Below are 14,548 nucleotides of genomic sequence, written 5' to 3' on the forward strand. Positions count from 1 at the left end.
ATCTTGAGGCATTAGCCTCTTTTTTTTAGGTCTTATATTATTCGGGCGTGTAATACGTATTTTGGCTATTATGAAAAAAGGTCGAATGGATACGCGCCGGCTTTGGCTGGTAAGGTTGCCGGTCGATATTAAGTGGCCTTAAAGCAACATATTTAGCTTGTCGCACGGAAACGGTAGCCCACTCCCCGCACCGTCTCAATATATTCAGGGACTGCAGGGTCCCGTTCAAGCTTTTGGCGCAGGTACCTGATGTGAACATCAACTGTTCGTGTCTCTCTGGCATAATCGTAGCCCCAGATTCTCTCCAGCAAAATATCCCGCGTGAAAACACGGCCGGGATTAAGCGCCAGCAGGTGCAACAACTCGAATTCCTTGGGGGTCAGGTCGATTTTATTTCCCTCCATGACAGCTTCATACTTCTCCGGACGGATTATAAGGTGGTTAATAATAATCTCACTTGGCTTAATCTCCTGCTGTGCTATACTCAATGAGACCTTCCGGCGCAGGCGTGCCTTTACCCTGGCCAGCACTTCCCGGGGTGAGAAAGGTTTGGTAATGTAATCATCCGCGCCGAGTTCCAGACCAAGGATCTTGTCGACCAGCTCTCCTTTGGCGCTCAACATAATCACGGGGATGGCGCTGGTTTCCGGTTTGGCTCTGAGGGTGCGCAAGACCTCGTAGCCGTCCATTTGCGGCAGCATGATGTCAAGTATGATGAGGTCAGGCTTGGCTTCTTCCGTAAAATTTACGGCATCCCGGCCATTGGTCAGGCCAACTACCTGGTAGCCGTCTTTGCCCAGGTTAAACTTCAAAAGCTCGATAATGTTGGTTTCATCGTCGACAACCAGGACTAACGACATATCCGTCACCACCTCAACCAATACTTTATACAAGTTGGGTTAAAAGACTATTACTCTCGATTAACTGTGCATTATAGAAACATTAATTTTGTGTTAAATTTTACTTCAGGCGACCGAAGGTGGATTCAGGATAAATGGACATAGTATTTTTGTCTGGAAAACAGATTCATGTTGTGGTGAAATAATTAAAAACAGGAGAACTTGTCCAGGGAGTGAGACAGGGAACGGTTTTCTCTCACTGAGTTTTCATTCCCTTGGTGCAACTGCCTGAATAAAAAGGCCGCCCACTATTGGCAGCGCTCAAGGATGAATTCTTTAGTAAGTTTGCTTAAGGCCCTTTTTTCTATCCGCGAGACATATGACCTGGAGATACCCAGGCTCCGGGCTATTTCGCGCTGTGTTTTCCTCGCCCCGTCCTCAAGCCCGAATCGCAGTTCAAGGACTTTCTTTTCACGCCGCGTCAGATGTTGGACTTTCTCACGGAGACGTTTTTGTTCGAATTTATTCTCCACAGTTTCAGCCACAACTTCAGAATGGGTTCCTAAAATGTCAATCAGAGTTATTTCATTGCCTTCCTTGTCTACGCCAATTGGGTCGTAAAGAGAGACCTCTGCTCTCATTTTCTTGGTGTAGCGCAGGTGCATCAGGATTTCGTTTTCGATGCACCTGGCCGCATAAGTAGCCAGGCGGGTTCCTTTGCCCGGGTTGAAGGTGTTGATTGCCTTAATCAGGCCTATGGTGCCGATGGATATCAGATCGTCCGAATCTTCTCCCGTGCTGTCGAACTTCTTGACAATGTGAGCGACCAGGCGCAGGTTCCGTTCGGTCAAGACGTTGCGCGCGCCTTCATCCCCCTGATTTAGAAGCTTGAGGTATTTTGCCTCTTCTTGCTCCGAGAGCGGCTGAGGGAAGGTATTGTTGGCTATGTAAGAGACGAGCAACATGAGACCGTTTACCAGCGATACCACCGTCAGAGTCCAGAGACCTGGCAGCATCAAAGCATCCCCCCCATAAAATTTGCGTGCTATTAATTTTATGAAATGGGAGGCGCTTTTGGTGCACGTCCTGTCAAAAAATGTTTCATAAAAGGATTTTTCAGGTTACCGGAGAAAAATAATTAAGGAAAGAAAATTTAACCTTAACACAAGTTGAATAGCATAAGCCACCACGGAACCTGGTGAGTAATAATAGAAAGCAGGGGAAATGATTGGCTGGAAACGAGGCTACCGGGGTGATCCTCGCAGGCGGCAAAAGCCGGCGCATGGGTAGTGATAAAACCTTTATGGAAGTAGGGCGGGCCGGCATGATCCAGATTGTCGCGGCTGAGCTTCAAAAAGTTTTTGAAGAAATCCTGATCGCCGGGGGAAGTGAGGAGACGGGCAGGCGTCTTGGTCTTACAGTGGTAGCCGACCTGATCCCCGGGGGCGGGCCGCTCAGCGGTATCCATGCCGCCCTGACAGCTTCTGCTCATGACAAGTGTCTGGTGGTTCCATGTGATATGCCTTTTCTCAAGGCAGAATTGGCCGCGCTTATGGTCGGTCTGGCACAGGGTTATGAGGTGGCTGTTCCCACCGATGGCGTCTATTTCCAACCGCTTTTCGCAGTTTATGATAAGAGCTGTATTAAGGTTATAGAACAGGCTTTGCGGGCAGGCAGGTATAAAGTGGTTGATTTTTATCCCCAGGTCAGGGTAAATTATGTTAATGATAAGCTTTTAGGTGAGTTGGCTGATACCGGAAGGGCTTTTTTTAACGTCAACACACCTAAAGATTTGCACCAGGCCAGGGTTATGGCGGGAATAACAGAAAAAAAGCGGGAGAAAAAAATTGCTGAAAATACTGTATCCTAAACTGTATGCGTCGTCACTGGTGGAAATTGAGCCGGAACTCCTGGAAAAACTGGGCTTGAAAGGGATCCTGTTAGACCTTGACAACACCATAGTACGCAGGGATTCAAACAGGTATTCCGAGGAAGTGGGAGAATGGCTGCGTGAACTACGCGCCCGTGGGTTCAGGCTGGGGATAGTATCCAACAACTCCCGCCAAAGGGTTGGCGCTGTGGCCCGCCTTCTCGATCTTCCGGCTGTGCACCGCGCAGTCAAGCCCCTGGTTAGCCCTTTCCGGCGGGCTATGAACATGCTCGGGACAAAGCCTGCGGAAACTGCCTTAATCGGGGACCAGATTTTTACCGATATCTTTGGGGGTAACCTGTGCGGGTTGTATACCATTTTGGTCGTCCCCCTAAAAGGCAAAGAATTTTGGGGGACGAGGCTTTTCAGCCGTCCCCTGGAAAAAATCGTACTGGCGCGATTAAAACGGTACCCGGAGGTATTACATGGCCGGTGGGATTAACGGCCTTACAAAGGTCTGCGGCATTTTCGGCGACCCGGTGCAGCATTCCTTATCACCAGCGATGCACAACGCCGCCTTCGCCGCGACAGGGCTTGACTACATATATGTTCCATTTCAAGTTGAAAAGGCTAACCTTCCAGATGCAATAAAAGCCTTACGGGCTCTGAACCTGGCCGGTGTCAACATCACCATTCCGCATAAGGAGACTGTTCTGCCGCACCTGGATGAAATAAGCATGGAGGCTGGTTTCATCGGGGCAGTGAACACAGTGGTTAACCGCCAAGGGCATCTTCGCGGCGAGAACACAGACGGGCGGGGTTTTATTAAAGCGCTGTCAGAGCAGGTTGGTTTTAATCCCAAGGGGAAAACTGCGCTGGTACTGGGGGCCGGTGGCGCGGCCAGGGCAGTGGCGGTACAATTGGCCCTTTCAGGGCCGGCAAAGCTGGTGCTGGCCAATCGCTCCAGGCCGAGAGCTGAGGGGCTGGCCAAGCTGATCGCAGAAAAAACGGGGGCTGCAGTGGCGGTTGCAGAATGGCCGGCTCAGGGGTTGCAACACAGTGACAGCCGTATGATTGCAAACGCCGACCTGGTGGTGCAGGCTACCCCTGTGGGTATGTATCCCTATACCGCAGAAACAGTTTTTTTCCCATTTGAGCGCCTAAAACAGGGTGTGGTCGTATGTGACCTGGTTTACAACCCTGCCCGGACGAACTTTCTGAATAAGGCTGCGCATTTCGGAGCTGTTACCGTCAACGGCCTGGGTATGCTTCTATACCAGGGGGCGCTGGCCTTTGAGCTGTGGACAGGAATAACTGCTCCGGTTGAGGTGATGAGAGACGCCTTAATGAAAGCTCTTTCCACACACAGTTAACGAATAATGCAAACCGCCAATTCATAATGATCAACGGCTAACCTGAAAATGCACACAGGGCGCATCCCCAAAAAATGCGGGTGCGAATTCATTTGCACAGACCCCAAAGAAATGGAGCAGCAGAGTCCCTTAAACTGCTTCGCATTGCATTGGGATTGAATTCGCACCTGCAATGCCCGGTAGCACATAAAAACGTTCCATATATAGAACGTTCCATATATAGAATGATGGGAACAAGAATTGCACAGAACGAAAATAAATGGAGGTAACAAAATGCTCAGGTATCTGACGGCCGGGGAGTCCCATGGTCCGGCGCTGACCGCGATCGTGGAAGGCTTGCCGGCCGGTTTACCCTTGACAGCGGATTATATAAATACTCAATTGGCCCGCCGCCAGGGTGGTTACGGGCGCGGTGGCAGGATGAAGATAGAGAACGACACCGTACGCCTGCTTTCAGGGGTGCGGGGCGGTGTGACCCTGGGCAGCCCGGTGAGCATGCTTATTGAAAACAAGGACTGGGCCAACTGGTCGGAAATCATGTCCCCGGCCGCCGGGGCCAAGATGGCTGAAAAGGCAGTGAGCCGTCCGCGGCCCGGGCACGCGGACCTGGCGGGCGCCCTGAAATACCGGCACGGAGATATCCGCAACGTGCTGGAACGCTCCAGCGCGCGCGAGACCGCCGCCAGGGTGGCCGCGGGCAGTCTGGCGCGGCGGTTTTTAGAGGAACTGGGTATCACAATTATGGGACAGGTGCTGCAAATCGGGGATCAGCAGGCCAGTGTCGGGGAGTTTAGCCCTGCACAACTGGAGGAAAGGTTGAGAGGCTCAAGGCTCCTCTGCGCCGACTCTGAGGCGGAACAGCTAATGGTCAAGCTGATCGACCGGGCCAGGACTAACGGGGATACGCTGGGCGGTATATTTGAGATTAGAGTTTTCGGCGCGCCGGCAGGCCTGGGCAGTTATGTCCAATGGGATCGCAGGCTTGATGGAAGACTCGCCGCCGCACTGATGAGTATTCAGGCGGTAAAGGGTGTTGAGGTGGGGCAGGGCTTTGCCGCTGCTGCCCGGTTTGGTTCGCAGGCACTGGACGAGATCTTTTATAAAAAAGGAAGAGGTTTTTATCGCAGGACCAACCATGCCGGAGGCATTGAAGGCGGGGTAACCAATGGTGAGACGCTGGTGGTCAGGGCAGCCATGAAACCTATACCGACACTTAACCAGCCGCTTAGCAGTGTCGACCTGGCCACAAAAGAGCCGGCGCCGGCTTCTATTGAGCGCTCAGACACCTGCGCAGTTCCGGCTGCTTGTGTAATTGGCGAGGCGGTGGTGGCCTGGGAATTGGCTTGCGCCTGTATGGAAAAATTTGGAGGGGACAGCCTGGACGAGCTGAAAAACAATTGGGAAAGGTACCTGTCCTACCTGCGGCAGGTGTGAAATAAGATGAAAAATATTGTATTAATCGGCTTTATGGGTACCGGCAAGACGGTGGTAGGACGACGGCTGGCCCGCCGGCTCAAGCGCGAGTTTATAGATACCGACGCTGAAATTGAAAAGCTCATGGGTAAGACGGTGGCCCAGATATTTGCCAGGGACGGGGTCGTCCGCTTCCGTTCCGAGGAAGAACTGCTGGTGAAAAAGCTTGCCAAGCGGGAAGACCTGGTCATCGCGACCGGAGGGGGCATGGTTTTAAACACAGAAAACCTCCTGTTGCTCAAAGAAAACGGGATCCTGGTAGCCCTGACCGCCTCGCCCGAGATCATCTACGACCGTGTCAGAGGTAACAAGAACCGGCCCCTGCTGATGCACGGCGATATGATGGAAAAGATCAGGGAGCTCTTGCAGGAGCGGGAGAACGCCTATAAAGCAGCAGAAATCACTGTTGATACAGGCAACAGCAGCATAGTGGAGATAGTCGAGCAAATTACCCGTTGCCTGTTGGAAAGGAACTATATCACTTATTGATTACCCAAAATATGGGTGCGAATTCAATTGACAGATTATATAGCTGTATGAATTTGTCCGCAATTGACCCCATAACTTCTTATTTTGATTAAAACGAGAGAGTTGAAACCTATGGAACTCTTCATACCGTTGTTTGCATTTCTGGCCGGGCTCTGCGCAGGCAGCTTCCTGAACGTGTGTATCTGCAGGCTGCCGGAGGGAGGCTCAATCGCTTATCCGCCTTCCAACTGCCCCTCGTGCGGGAGCCGGCTTCGAGCGGTCGATCTCATTCCTGTACTCAGCTACCTGTTTTTACAGGGCAGGTGTCGCTACTGCGGCGGTAAAATATCGGCGCAGTATCCAATTGTAGAGTTGACCATAGGTATACTGTTTCTCCTGACTTATCTCAAGCATGGTCTGACCCTGGCATCCCTGCGGGCGGCCGTGCTTTTTACGTTGGTTACGGCGGCCGCCGTGATCGATTGGCGATACCGGATTATACCGGACAGGCTGAACCTGGCAGGGTTTGTCCTGGGAGCGGTCCTGCTCTTTGAGTCCCGTGAGGTCCTTACCGCAAACGCCATCGGGTTTCTGGCCGGGGGAGGCCTCCTGTACCTGGTCGCTCTTGTTTCACGGGGCGGCATGGGCGGCGGAGATATCAAACTGGCCGCGGTGATGGGGCTGCTCCTTGGCTGGAAATACCTGCTGCTGGCCCTTTTTCTTGCTTTCGCCGCAGGGGCGTTAGTGGGGATCCTGTTAGTGCTTTTAAAGATAAAGAGGATGAAAGAAGGCTTGCCTTTCGGCCCTTACCTGGCCCTGGGCTCCGTTGTTGCGGCGCTGGCCGGGGACCGGCTGCTGTACTGGTATCTTCAGCTGTTTTAGGATTAGATACAGCTGCCCCGGCAGATAACTGAAAATAACGTTCCGGGCTTTCTCTAAAATGTGGGTGCGAATTCATTCACCCAACTCAATTGTGATTGATTGGGTTTTTATATCAATGGCGGCAGTTGATTGCCAGATTCACGGAGGAGTATTAACATATTAACATTTAAGAGGAAAAACGATATCTTTCTAGAAATACTGTCAAAAATGTCCGTATCAGCATGAGGTGACTTACTTGTGATAGACGCCCCAAAAAAAGCAAAAAAAACCCTTGGCGAGCTTCTGATTGAGAGGGGTTTTATTAACAACGCGCAATTATGGGAAGCGCTGCGGGTACAGTCCCGCACTGGTGAGTTCCTGGGTGAGATTTTAAGCAAGCTCGGCATGGTTTCAAAAGATACGATCAATGAGATTTTGGGGGTCAAGAGAATCAATCTGGATAACCTGGACCCCGAACTTTTTAAATTAGTACCCGAGCACATGATCCGTAAGTACAAGCTGCTGCCCTATAACAAAGGAGGCAATCTTCTTACCGTGGTTATGGCGGACTCCGCCAATGTCCTGGCTATCGATGACCTGCGCCTTGTGACCGGCTGCAAAATCGAGCCTGTAAGACTGGAGCAGCATGTCATTGAAGAGGCCATACGCAAACATTTCAGTGTCCCCGAAGTTGACAGGATCTTTGACGAGTTTGAACTAACCACAGAACAGCATGAGTCTGAAGCGATCGTCCTGGAGGAAGAGGTTTTTGACGAAGCGCCCGTGGTGCGCCTGATCAACTCTATTTTCATCCAGGCCATTGAACAGAAGGCCAGTGACATCCACATTGAGCCGGCGGAGAAGCATGTCCGGGTAAGGTACAGGATTGACGGGATGCTGCAGGAAATCATGACTTTGCCCAAAAAAATTCGTTCGGCTGTGATCTCCAGGGTCAAGATCATGGCCAGCATGGACATCGCTGAAAAGCGGGCGCCGCAGGACGGCAGGATCATGCTCAAGCTGGGCAGCCAGGAATTTGACCTTAGAGTATCCTCGCTTCCCACCGTCTACGGGGAAAAAATAGTCACCAGACTTTTGGGCAAAGGCAGCATGAAGAGCTATAAGCTGGAAAACGTCGGGTTTGACTCCAAAAGCCTCAGTATATTCAGAAACGCGTTGAAAAGCTCTTACGGGATGCTCCTGATTACCGGACCCACGGGCAGTGGGAAAACAACCACTCTTTACGCAGCGCTCAATGAAATAAACACCGTCGAGAAGAATATCATTACCGTGGAAGATCCCGTCGAGTATATGCTGGAAGGGATCAACCAGACCCAGGTCAATCCCAGGGCGAGGATGACCTTCGCCACCGGTTTGCGGGCCATCCTGCGGCAGGACCCGGACGTGATCCTGGTCGGGGAAATCCGCGACGGCGAAACTGCGGAAATTGCCGTCAAGGCAGCCACCACCGGACACCTGGTCCTTTCCACCCTGCATACCAACGACGCCGCGGGCGCTTTCACCCGACTGGTGGACATGGATATAGAACCGTTCCTGGTGGCCTCATCGGTGCTGGGCGCGGTTGCCCAGCGGCTGGTCAGGCTAATTTGCCCGAGGTGCCGCCAGAGCTATGTACCGGAACCGGATTCCCCGGAACGGCTGTTTATAGGCGCCGGGCCCGACCAGCCGCTGACTCTTTACCGGGGCGCAGGCTGCAATGAATGCCGGAACAGCGGTTACCGGGGGCGCATGGCCATCGTAGAGATCCTGCCTATGACCACCGGGTTGCGCACGCTCATTTTAAATAAAGCCTCTGCCGATGAAGTCAAGCAAAAAGCCCAGGCCGAGGGCATGGTTACCCTGAGGATGGACGGTATCCAAAAAGCTCTACGGGGGCTGACCACCATCGAGGAAGTGATGAGGGTCGCATATTCAGAAAACAATTAAGACAATCATATTGCTAACTCGGTGCAGTAGAAGATGAAAACCAGCAATGTGCGATTTTGATCGCATATGGCACATTAGTACTAACTTGGTTGGTACCTAATGTTGCATATGGGGAATAAATTCGTAGCTGCATTTTTTCAGATTAGGGGGTTATTCAAATGACCTGTGATGAAATCCTTTCCTGTGCCTTCAAGGTGGGCGCCTCGGACGTACTAAAGCGCCTCCGGCCCTGCGTCTGCAGGGGCGCTTTTGCCGTTGGCCGCGCCGGAATGGCAGGGGAAATTAGACTTTGGAAGTGCGCCTGCCGGCCCGCTGTCTCCAGAAGATACGGACAGGATGGCCCGCGAGATTATGACGCCGGAGCAGTACCAAAAATTCCAGCAGGTGGGGGAGTTGGACTTTTCCTACTCCATACCGGGTGTCTGCCACTTAATCAGCAGGGAGGAGGCGTTGACCCGGGCGGCCGATCCCGAGGCGCTCTTAAAGCGCTTAACTGAAAGGAATATTTTTTATTTGGTGAGAAGATATATTGCATTCTTTACTTTAAAATTGTATTATAGACATATCACAACAAAATAGTATAATATTCCAAAATATATATAAACCTTCCACCGAAAACAGCAAACCTGTCGAAAGGCGGGGACGCAAAACCATGGGTCTGAGGCCGCTAGGCTACGACTGTCAGGTTGCTGAAGTAGAGAAGGACTGTTAAAAGCGGGTGCTCCTTCGGTGAGTAAAGGCCCTTTTTGGGCCTTGTGCCAGAAGGGGGATCCTTATTTATACGGCCGGTTAACGTTTGCTCATCAGTCAATCAACTGGAAATTATAAGAAAATGGTGGAGTAAATGACACAAAACTTTGCCTACAAAGCCCGCAACCCGGCCGGCAAACTGGTCACCGGTAAGATCGAGGCCGAAAACCGCAGCAAAGCCATCACCCAGCTCAGGGACCGCAGGTTTTTTGTTGTGGAGCTTAAAGAAGCCCCTCTCGCCGGGACCAGCATTAAGCTGGACAAGCTCTTTCAGAAAAAAGTCGGCAGCAGGGACCTGGCTGTAATGTGCCGGCAGTTTGCCACCATGGTGCAGGCGGGAGTCCCTCTCCTGCAGACAATAAGCATTATCAGCCAGCAGTGCGATAACAAGACGCTGCAGGACACGATGAAAAAGGTCGGCGGCAACCTGGCAGGCGGCATGTCTCTGACCGAGTCGATGAAACCCTATCCCCGGGTGTTCCCCGGTATCTTTACCAGCATGGTCGAGGCCGGGGAAGTCGGCGGCGACCTGGAACACGTGCTGGAGAGGCTGGCTGTAAACTTTGAAAAAGAGCACGACATCAGGGAGAAGGTCAAGTCGGCCATGACCTACCCGACAGTGGTGCTGGTAGTGGCGGTGCTGTCGGTAGTGGCCCTTTTGATCTTCGTGTTGCCCAGCATGACCAAAATGCTGATAGACATGAAGGCGCCCCTGCCCGTTACTACTAAAATAATTATGGGTGTCAGCGGTTTTCTAAAAAACTACTGGTTCATTGCTCTGACTTTGGTGGTTGCTTTGGCTTTCGGCTACAAGACCGGTGTTAAGACCGGGCGGGGCAAGAAAATGAAAGACGCGGTTGTCCTGAAACTTCCGGTAATGGGCCCCATGGTCCAAAGAATCATTATCTCCCGTTTTTGCCGCTCGTTGAGCACCCTGTTGAAAAGCGGCGTGCCGGTCCTGCAGTCGCTGGAAGTGGTCAAAAACATCGTGGACAACCACTCGGTGAATATGGGCCTCAAGGAGGCTGAAAGAAGCATCAAAGAGGGCCAGAGTTTTGCCGAGCCGCTCATGAAGAGCCGGGTATTTCCTCCGATGGTCAGCACGATGATATCGATTGGGGAGGAAACAGGGTCGGTCGACACCCTGCTGGAAAAGGTAGCCGACTTTTACGAAAAAGAAGTGGACGCTATGGTCTCCCGCCTGTCCTCCATGATCGAGCCGATTTTGCTGTTGGGGATGGGTGTGGTGGTCGGGTTCATTTTGATCTCGATTATGGTGCCGATGTTTACTGTAATGGACAGTGTGAAATAGTTTTCGGCCGGCGTGGCTGGCCTGGTCATCAATGGAAATCATGAGAATTCATGATTTGGAGGTGGTTAATGAAACAAAGACGAACGTCGCTTCGCCCAATGCGGATGAAAAGAGTTTTGATTATTGCCGGCATAATGGCGACTATCGCTAGAATCCAAGTAAACGGTCTGCAAGGTTAAGAAAGCAGTTGCAACTAGGGACTACATAACAATTATATTAAAAGGAAGTGAAGTAAATGAAAATAGCAAGAAACGAACGAGGTTTTACCCTGATTGAACTGATGGTGGTGCTGATTATCATCGGTATCCTGGCAGCCATCGCTATTCCCGTAATGAGCAAGCAAAGCGATAAGGCCAAAAACAAGAGGGCAGTTGCTGAATTAAAGAGCATGAAAACAATATTAGACATTTACATTAGTGACCCAATAGTGAACGAAGATGGAACATCTCCAGCAGATGCCGCTGAAGCCAAAACAGTGCTGACTGACAATGGTTTTACAACTTTTAATGATGCTTGGGGTACTCCTTACAAATATTTAAAAGTTGGTACTAGTGGTTATCTTTTGTATTCCTGTGGTTCTGACAAGGATGATGCTTCAGGCTCCGATAGTGACAATATTACTGTTAAAAATGATGCAAATCCTGAGGAGGGTGTTGCGCCACCTACAACCGTAGGAAGTTCTATCGAATAACTATGGATTAAAGTTCTATTATTTATTTTGATTAGGATGCAAATTAAGGCAGGGTTAAGTATAATACCTTACAAATAATTTTATTGAATTCATATAGGATTATAAGTCCTGACAATTAAGAGAATCATGTTAATAACAACTTATTTAAGAGATGAGTATGTCCCCTATTGAAAAGCAAACACCTATGGTTCAAAATAATCTTGGCTTTACCATCATTGAGATGGTTGTAGCAATGCTAATCATCAGCATTGCTGTTGCTTTCACTGTGCCCAATTTCAAGAAAATTATTGGTGCTTATCAACTCGACATCTCTGCCAGGGAAATGGCTTCAGATATTCGCGACCTGCAACAGAAAATAGTAAAGACTCAGAATACTAATTATAAAGTGATATGGAACATAGAAACTGAAACTTACTTGCTTAGTGACGGTGTAATAGCCTACAAAACTATAAAACTCCCATCCGGCGTAGATTTGTTCCAATCTCCTGTAAACCAGAATAATAATAATATCCCTGAAATGCTTTTTGCTGCAAGCGGCAGACCTGCTAATGGTTTTGGCGGGACTGTAAGACTTGTGGACAATAATACCGGGAAAAATAAGTACGTTTTCATAGATACACTTGGGCGGGTGAGGGTCAGTGATACGAATTATTAATTTTGAAGGGCCCCTATCCCGGGAAAAAAAGTATAAATTTATTAACAATGAACAGGGTCTGACCCTGCTTGAAGTGTTGGTGGCCCTTCTGCTCCTGTCAATGGTGCTTGTCACCATGCTGAACAGTTTTGTCCTGGCCAGCCGCCAGAACAGCGACACTTACCGCTACAACGAAGCCCTCTCACTGGCCCAGAGCAAAATTGAGGAAATTAAAAAAAAGAATTTTAATGACGTGACCAGCGTAGCTATCACTGATTTTGCGACTGAAAGCGACTATGCCCAATTTCAGGGACTTAGCTACAAGGTAACTGTTGCGCCAAACTATATTACGGTAAACGACACCTCCATATTAAATTCGAAAACGATTACTGTTACTGTTTATTACGATGACGAGGGGGCAGCCAAACAGTTGGACCTGACGACGGAGGTCGCAAGGCGGTGAAGATACCGGTCAGCCTGCAGGACGAGCGGGGGTTTACTTTTATTGAGTTGATGCTTGCGCTGGTACTGATGAGCATCCTTTTTCTTGGCGTATGGGGGATTTTTGCGAACGGTTATACCTTTTGGCGTCAGGCGGAGTACAAGGTCGACATGTACGACAGCCTGCGTTTCTCCCTTGACATGATGGGGCGGGAACTGATGTATGCCCGAAAACCGGACGGAACAACAGGTGGGGTAGTGTCGCCAAGCGACAGCCGCAATCTTTACTTTATTAATGCGGAGGGTAAAACCATCCGTTATTATCGTGATGGTTATCAGCTTATGCGAAAAGAGTACAATATCCCTCAGCCGCTGGCCAGTGACATTCAGGACATCAGTTTTACTTACTACAATGGAGCCGGGGCACCCATAACCCCTACTTCATCAGGTTTTCCGGGAACTGTCAGGCAAGTCAAAATAACGCTGACGGCAAAAAAATATGGCAGCAATGTTAATCCTGTTGTATTGGTTCGAAAAATAAGCCTGAGGTCATTGTGATGGAAAGGTTGAAAAATGAATCGGGCCAGGCTTTGTTCCTGGTAATGATGGTGCTCATGGTGCTGATGCTGATTGGCGCGGCAGCCTTGACCCGTACCAGCAGCAGCCATATACGCTCGTTTGAACAAAAGAAAATGGTGCAGTCCTCTTACATTGCTGAAGCTGGTGTTGAGAAAGTCCTGGCCCATATAAAAAATGACTTTGAATGGTTGAAGGCCCTGGAACCTAATAAGGCCACCAACTATGTATTTGCGGAAAATGGCGAGACATTCCTCGACTACGCCGGGGGGCGGATTACCAGTGTTAAGGTTACCAGGACATCGACCGGGAACGACCCAACGACATTTTGCCTGGAGTCCAGGGGTGATTACCAGGGAGCCACTCGTACCATCAAGGTCACGGGAGAGGCGCGCGACGGGATTACTTTCGCCAAAGGGATTTGGGTTAATTCGGCCACGGAATTCGGGAATAAGGTGGAGTGTTACTGTGATATTATTGGCAAAAGCACGTTGACTTTCAAAAATAACGATATTGTCGGTGGAAACATAATCGCCGAAGGGACTGTCGACGTGAAAAAGGGTATAACCGCCTACAGCATTATCTCAGGCCAAGACGTAATAATTGAGAGCAATCTTGAAGTAATATCGCAAATAAAAGCAGGCGGGAATATTAGGATCGATAAAGGCTTTGTAGGTGGACAAGTCAGCGCTATAGGGGACATCATTCTCGAAAACACAGTGGATATTACCGGAGACGTATACCAGAACGGCGAACTTTACATGAATGATAAGAAACCTTCTACCGGGACGCTTCACAAAGGTGAGGCAGTGCCGTTTGAGGTGAATATTCCTTCTCTTCCGGTAATAGACAAAAATATGTATTCTGAAAACCCTAATCAGACTATTGAATCAGGTATTCTCTCCGGTACCTATGACATCAATGGTATTACTTACGCGCCCGGGGATCTCGATATATCCGGCAATTACTCCGGGAGAGGGGTGATCGTGGTACAAGGCAAGGTGACCATTAGCGGCGACCTGATCCGGGCGAACGAAGATTCATGCCTGGTCATTATTGCGCTGGGCCAGGTTGATGGGGTGGGCATAAGTTCAAATAATAAAACGACCTACGCGCATCTTTTTTCTCCCTACCTGATTGATCTCAATACAGAGCTTTTCTACGGAAGTATTATCTGCGATAGTGTTAAGCTTGGAAACAAGACGGTGGTGAGATACGATAACGATCTGTATCGGAACCAACCGGACGGGCTGGCAGCTGCTGTGAAAGTGAAATCCTGGAAGGAAGCCAACCCGGTGTTTTAATCTACATTC

16 protein-coding genes and 1 riboswitch are annotated in these 14,548 nt (G+C 50.0%); of the genes, 14 read left to right on the forward strand and 2 right to left on the reverse strand.

Going from position 1 to position 14,548, the window contains the following annotated elements:
• Nucleotides 1–152: 152 nt before the first annotated feature.
• Nucleotides 153–860 (reverse strand): response regulator transcription factor, encoded by a 708-nt coding sequence (locus Psch_RS00780; RefSeq protein ID WP_134216926.1) that lies wholly within the window; start codon nucleotides 858–860, stop codon nucleotides 153–155.
• A 287-nt stretch (nucleotides 861–1,147) separates the two neighbouring features.
• The gene (gene sigK / locus Psch_RS00785) at nucleotides 1,148–1,855 is read right to left on the reverse strand and encodes an RNA polymerase sporulation sigma factor SigK (protein ID WP_134216925.1); all 708 of its coding nucleotides are present in this window, start codon (nucleotides 1,853–1,855) and stop codon (nucleotides 1,148–1,150) included.
• A gap of 212 nt (nucleotides 1,856–2,067) precedes the next feature.
• Between sigK and mobA the strand changes: the two genes are divergently transcribed.
• From mobA to Psch_RS00855, 14 genes are all read left to right on the forward strand, one after another.
• Nucleotides 2,068–2,709 carry a molybdenum cofactor guanylyltransferase gene (gene mobA, locus Psch_RS00790; protein ID WP_134216924.1) on the forward strand — a complete coding sequence of 214 codons (642 nt, stop codon included), beginning with the start codon at nucleotides 2,068–2,070 and terminating at the stop codon, nucleotides 2,707–2,709.
• Nucleotides 2,687–3,211 carry a YqeG family HAD IIIA-type phosphatase gene (locus tag Psch_RS00795; RefSeq protein WP_134216923.1) on the forward strand — a complete coding sequence of 175 codons (525 nt, stop codon included), beginning with the start codon at nucleotides 2,687–2,689 and terminating at the stop codon, nucleotides 3,209–3,211. Before mobA ends, Psch_RS00795 begins: the two co-directional genes overlap by 23 nt.
• Nucleotides 3,195–4,082, forward strand: a complete 888-nt coding sequence (locus tag Psch_RS00800; protein WP_134216922.1) for a shikimate dehydrogenase — start codon at nucleotides 3,195–3,197, stop codon at nucleotides 4,080–4,082. Before Psch_RS00795 ends, Psch_RS00800 begins: the two co-directional genes overlap by 17 nt.
• A gap of 273 nt (nucleotides 4,083–4,355) precedes the next feature.
• Nucleotides 4,356–5,516 (forward strand): chorismate synthase, encoded by a 1,161-nt coding sequence (gene aroC, locus Psch_RS00805; protein ID WP_134216921.1) that lies wholly within the window; start codon nucleotides 4,356–4,358, stop codon nucleotides 5,514–5,516.
• Nucleotides 5,517–5,522: 6 nt separating this feature from the next.
• A complete protein-coding gene (locus Psch_RS00810; protein WP_134216920.1) occupies nucleotides 5,523–6,044 on the forward strand; it encodes a shikimate kinase in 522 nt (173 codons plus the stop codon).
• 111 nt (nucleotides 6,045–6,155) lie between these two features.
• A complete protein-coding gene (locus tag Psch_RS00815; RefSeq protein ID WP_134216919.1) occupies nucleotides 6,156–6,905 on the forward strand; it encodes a prepilin peptidase in 750 nt (249 codons plus the stop codon).
• Nucleotides 6,906–7,142: 237 nt separating this feature from the next.
• Complete coding sequence (locus tag Psch_RS00820) at nucleotides 7,143–8,831, forward strand: GspE/PulE family protein (RefSeq protein ID WP_243120431.1); 1,689 nt, start codon at nucleotides 7,143–7,145, stop codon at nucleotides 8,829–8,831.
• A gap of 249 nt (nucleotides 8,832–9,080) precedes the next feature.
• Entirely contained in the window at nucleotides 9,081–9,410 is a 330-nt protein-coding gene (locus Psch_RS00825; protein WP_190238827.1) for a hypothetical protein, read from the forward strand.
• 30 nt (nucleotides 9,411–9,440) lie between these two features.
• Nucleotides 9,441–9,525, forward strand: a riboswitch (cyclic di-GMP riboswitch).
• A gap of 150 nt (nucleotides 9,526–9,675) precedes the next feature.
• The gene (locus tag Psch_RS00830; RefSeq protein WP_190238828.1) at nucleotides 9,676–10,893 is read left to right on the forward strand and encodes a type II secretion system F family protein; all 1,218 of its coding nucleotides are present in this window, start codon (nucleotides 9,676–9,678) and stop codon (nucleotides 10,891–10,893) included.
• Between the two features lie 235 nt (nucleotides 10,894–11,128).
• Nucleotides 11,129–11,584, forward strand: coding sequence for a prepilin-type N-terminal cleavage/methylation domain-containing protein (locus Psch_RS00835; RefSeq protein WP_190238829.1), 456 nt, complete (start codon nucleotides 11,129–11,131; stop codon nucleotides 11,582–11,584).
• Between the two features lie 157 nt (nucleotides 11,585–11,741).
• Nucleotides 11,742–12,239 carry a prepilin-type N-terminal cleavage/methylation domain-containing protein gene (locus Psch_RS00840; RefSeq protein ID WP_190238830.1) on the forward strand — a complete coding sequence of 166 codons (498 nt, stop codon included), beginning with the start codon at nucleotides 11,742–11,744 and terminating at the stop codon, nucleotides 12,237–12,239.
• Nucleotides 12,223–12,681 (forward strand): prepilin-type N-terminal cleavage/methylation domain-containing protein, encoded by a 459-nt coding sequence (locus Psch_RS00845; RefSeq protein ID WP_190238831.1) that lies wholly within the window; start codon nucleotides 12,223–12,225, stop codon nucleotides 12,679–12,681. Before Psch_RS00840 ends, Psch_RS00845 begins: the two co-directional genes overlap by 17 nt.
• Entirely contained in the window at nucleotides 12,678–13,217 is a 540-nt protein-coding gene (locus tag Psch_RS00850) for a PilW family protein (RefSeq protein ID WP_190238832.1), read from the forward strand. Before Psch_RS00845 ends, Psch_RS00850 begins: the two co-directional genes overlap by 4 nt.
• Nucleotides 13,217–14,539 (forward strand): hypothetical protein, encoded by a 1,323-nt coding sequence (locus Psch_RS00855; protein ID WP_190238833.1) that lies wholly within the window; start codon nucleotides 13,217–13,219, stop codon nucleotides 14,537–14,539. The genes Psch_RS00850 and Psch_RS00855 overlap by 1 nt, the downstream gene beginning before the upstream one ends.
• The last annotated feature ends 9 nt before the right edge of the window (nucleotides 14,540–14,548 follow it).

This window comes from Pelotomaculum schinkii (assembly GCF_004369205.1).
Lineage (GTDB): Bacteria > Bacillota > Desulfotomaculia > Desulfotomaculales > Pelotomaculaceae > Pelotomaculum_C > Pelotomaculum_C schinkii.

Excerpts from the sequence above, each read along its gene's own strand:
- Psch_RS00780 (WP_134216926.1), bottom strand. The coding sequence starts at position 860 with ATGTCGTTAGTCCTGGTTGTCGACGATGAAACCAACATTATCGAGCTT.
- sigK (WP_134216925.1), bottom strand. The coding sequence starts at position 1,855 with ATGCTGCCAGGTCTCTGGACTCTGACGGTGGTATCGCTGGTAAACGGT.
- Psch_RS00800 (WP_134216922.1), top strand. The coding sequence starts at position 3,195 with ATGGCCGGTGGGATTAACGGCCTTACAAAGGTCTGCGGCATTTTCGGC.
- aroC (WP_134216921.1), top strand. The coding sequence starts at position 4,356 with ATGCTCAGGTATCTGACGGCCGGGGAGTCCCATGGTCCGGCGCTGACC.
- Psch_RS00810 (WP_134216920.1), top strand. The coding sequence starts at position 5,523 with ATGAAAAATATTGTATTAATCGGCTTTATGGGTACCGGCAAGACGGTG.
- Psch_RS00815 (WP_134216919.1), top strand. The coding sequence starts at position 6,156 with ATGGAACTCTTCATACCGTTGTTTGCATTTCTGGCCGGGCTCTGCGCA.
- Psch_RS00830 (WP_190238828.1), top strand. The coding sequence starts at position 9,676 with ATGACACAAAACTTTGCCTACAAAGCCCGCAACCCGGCCGGCAAACTG.
- Psch_RS00835 (WP_190238829.1), top strand. The coding sequence starts at position 11,129 with ATGAAAATAGCAAGAAACGAACGAGGTTTTACCCTGATTGAACTGATG.
- Psch_RS00840 (WP_190238830.1), top strand. The coding sequence starts at position 11,742 with ATGTCCCCTATTGAAAAGCAAACACCTATGGTTCAAAATAATCTTGGC.
- Psch_RS00855 (WP_190238833.1), top strand. The coding sequence starts at position 13,217 with ATGGAAAGGTTGAAAAATGAATCGGGCCAGGCTTTGTTCCTGGTAATG.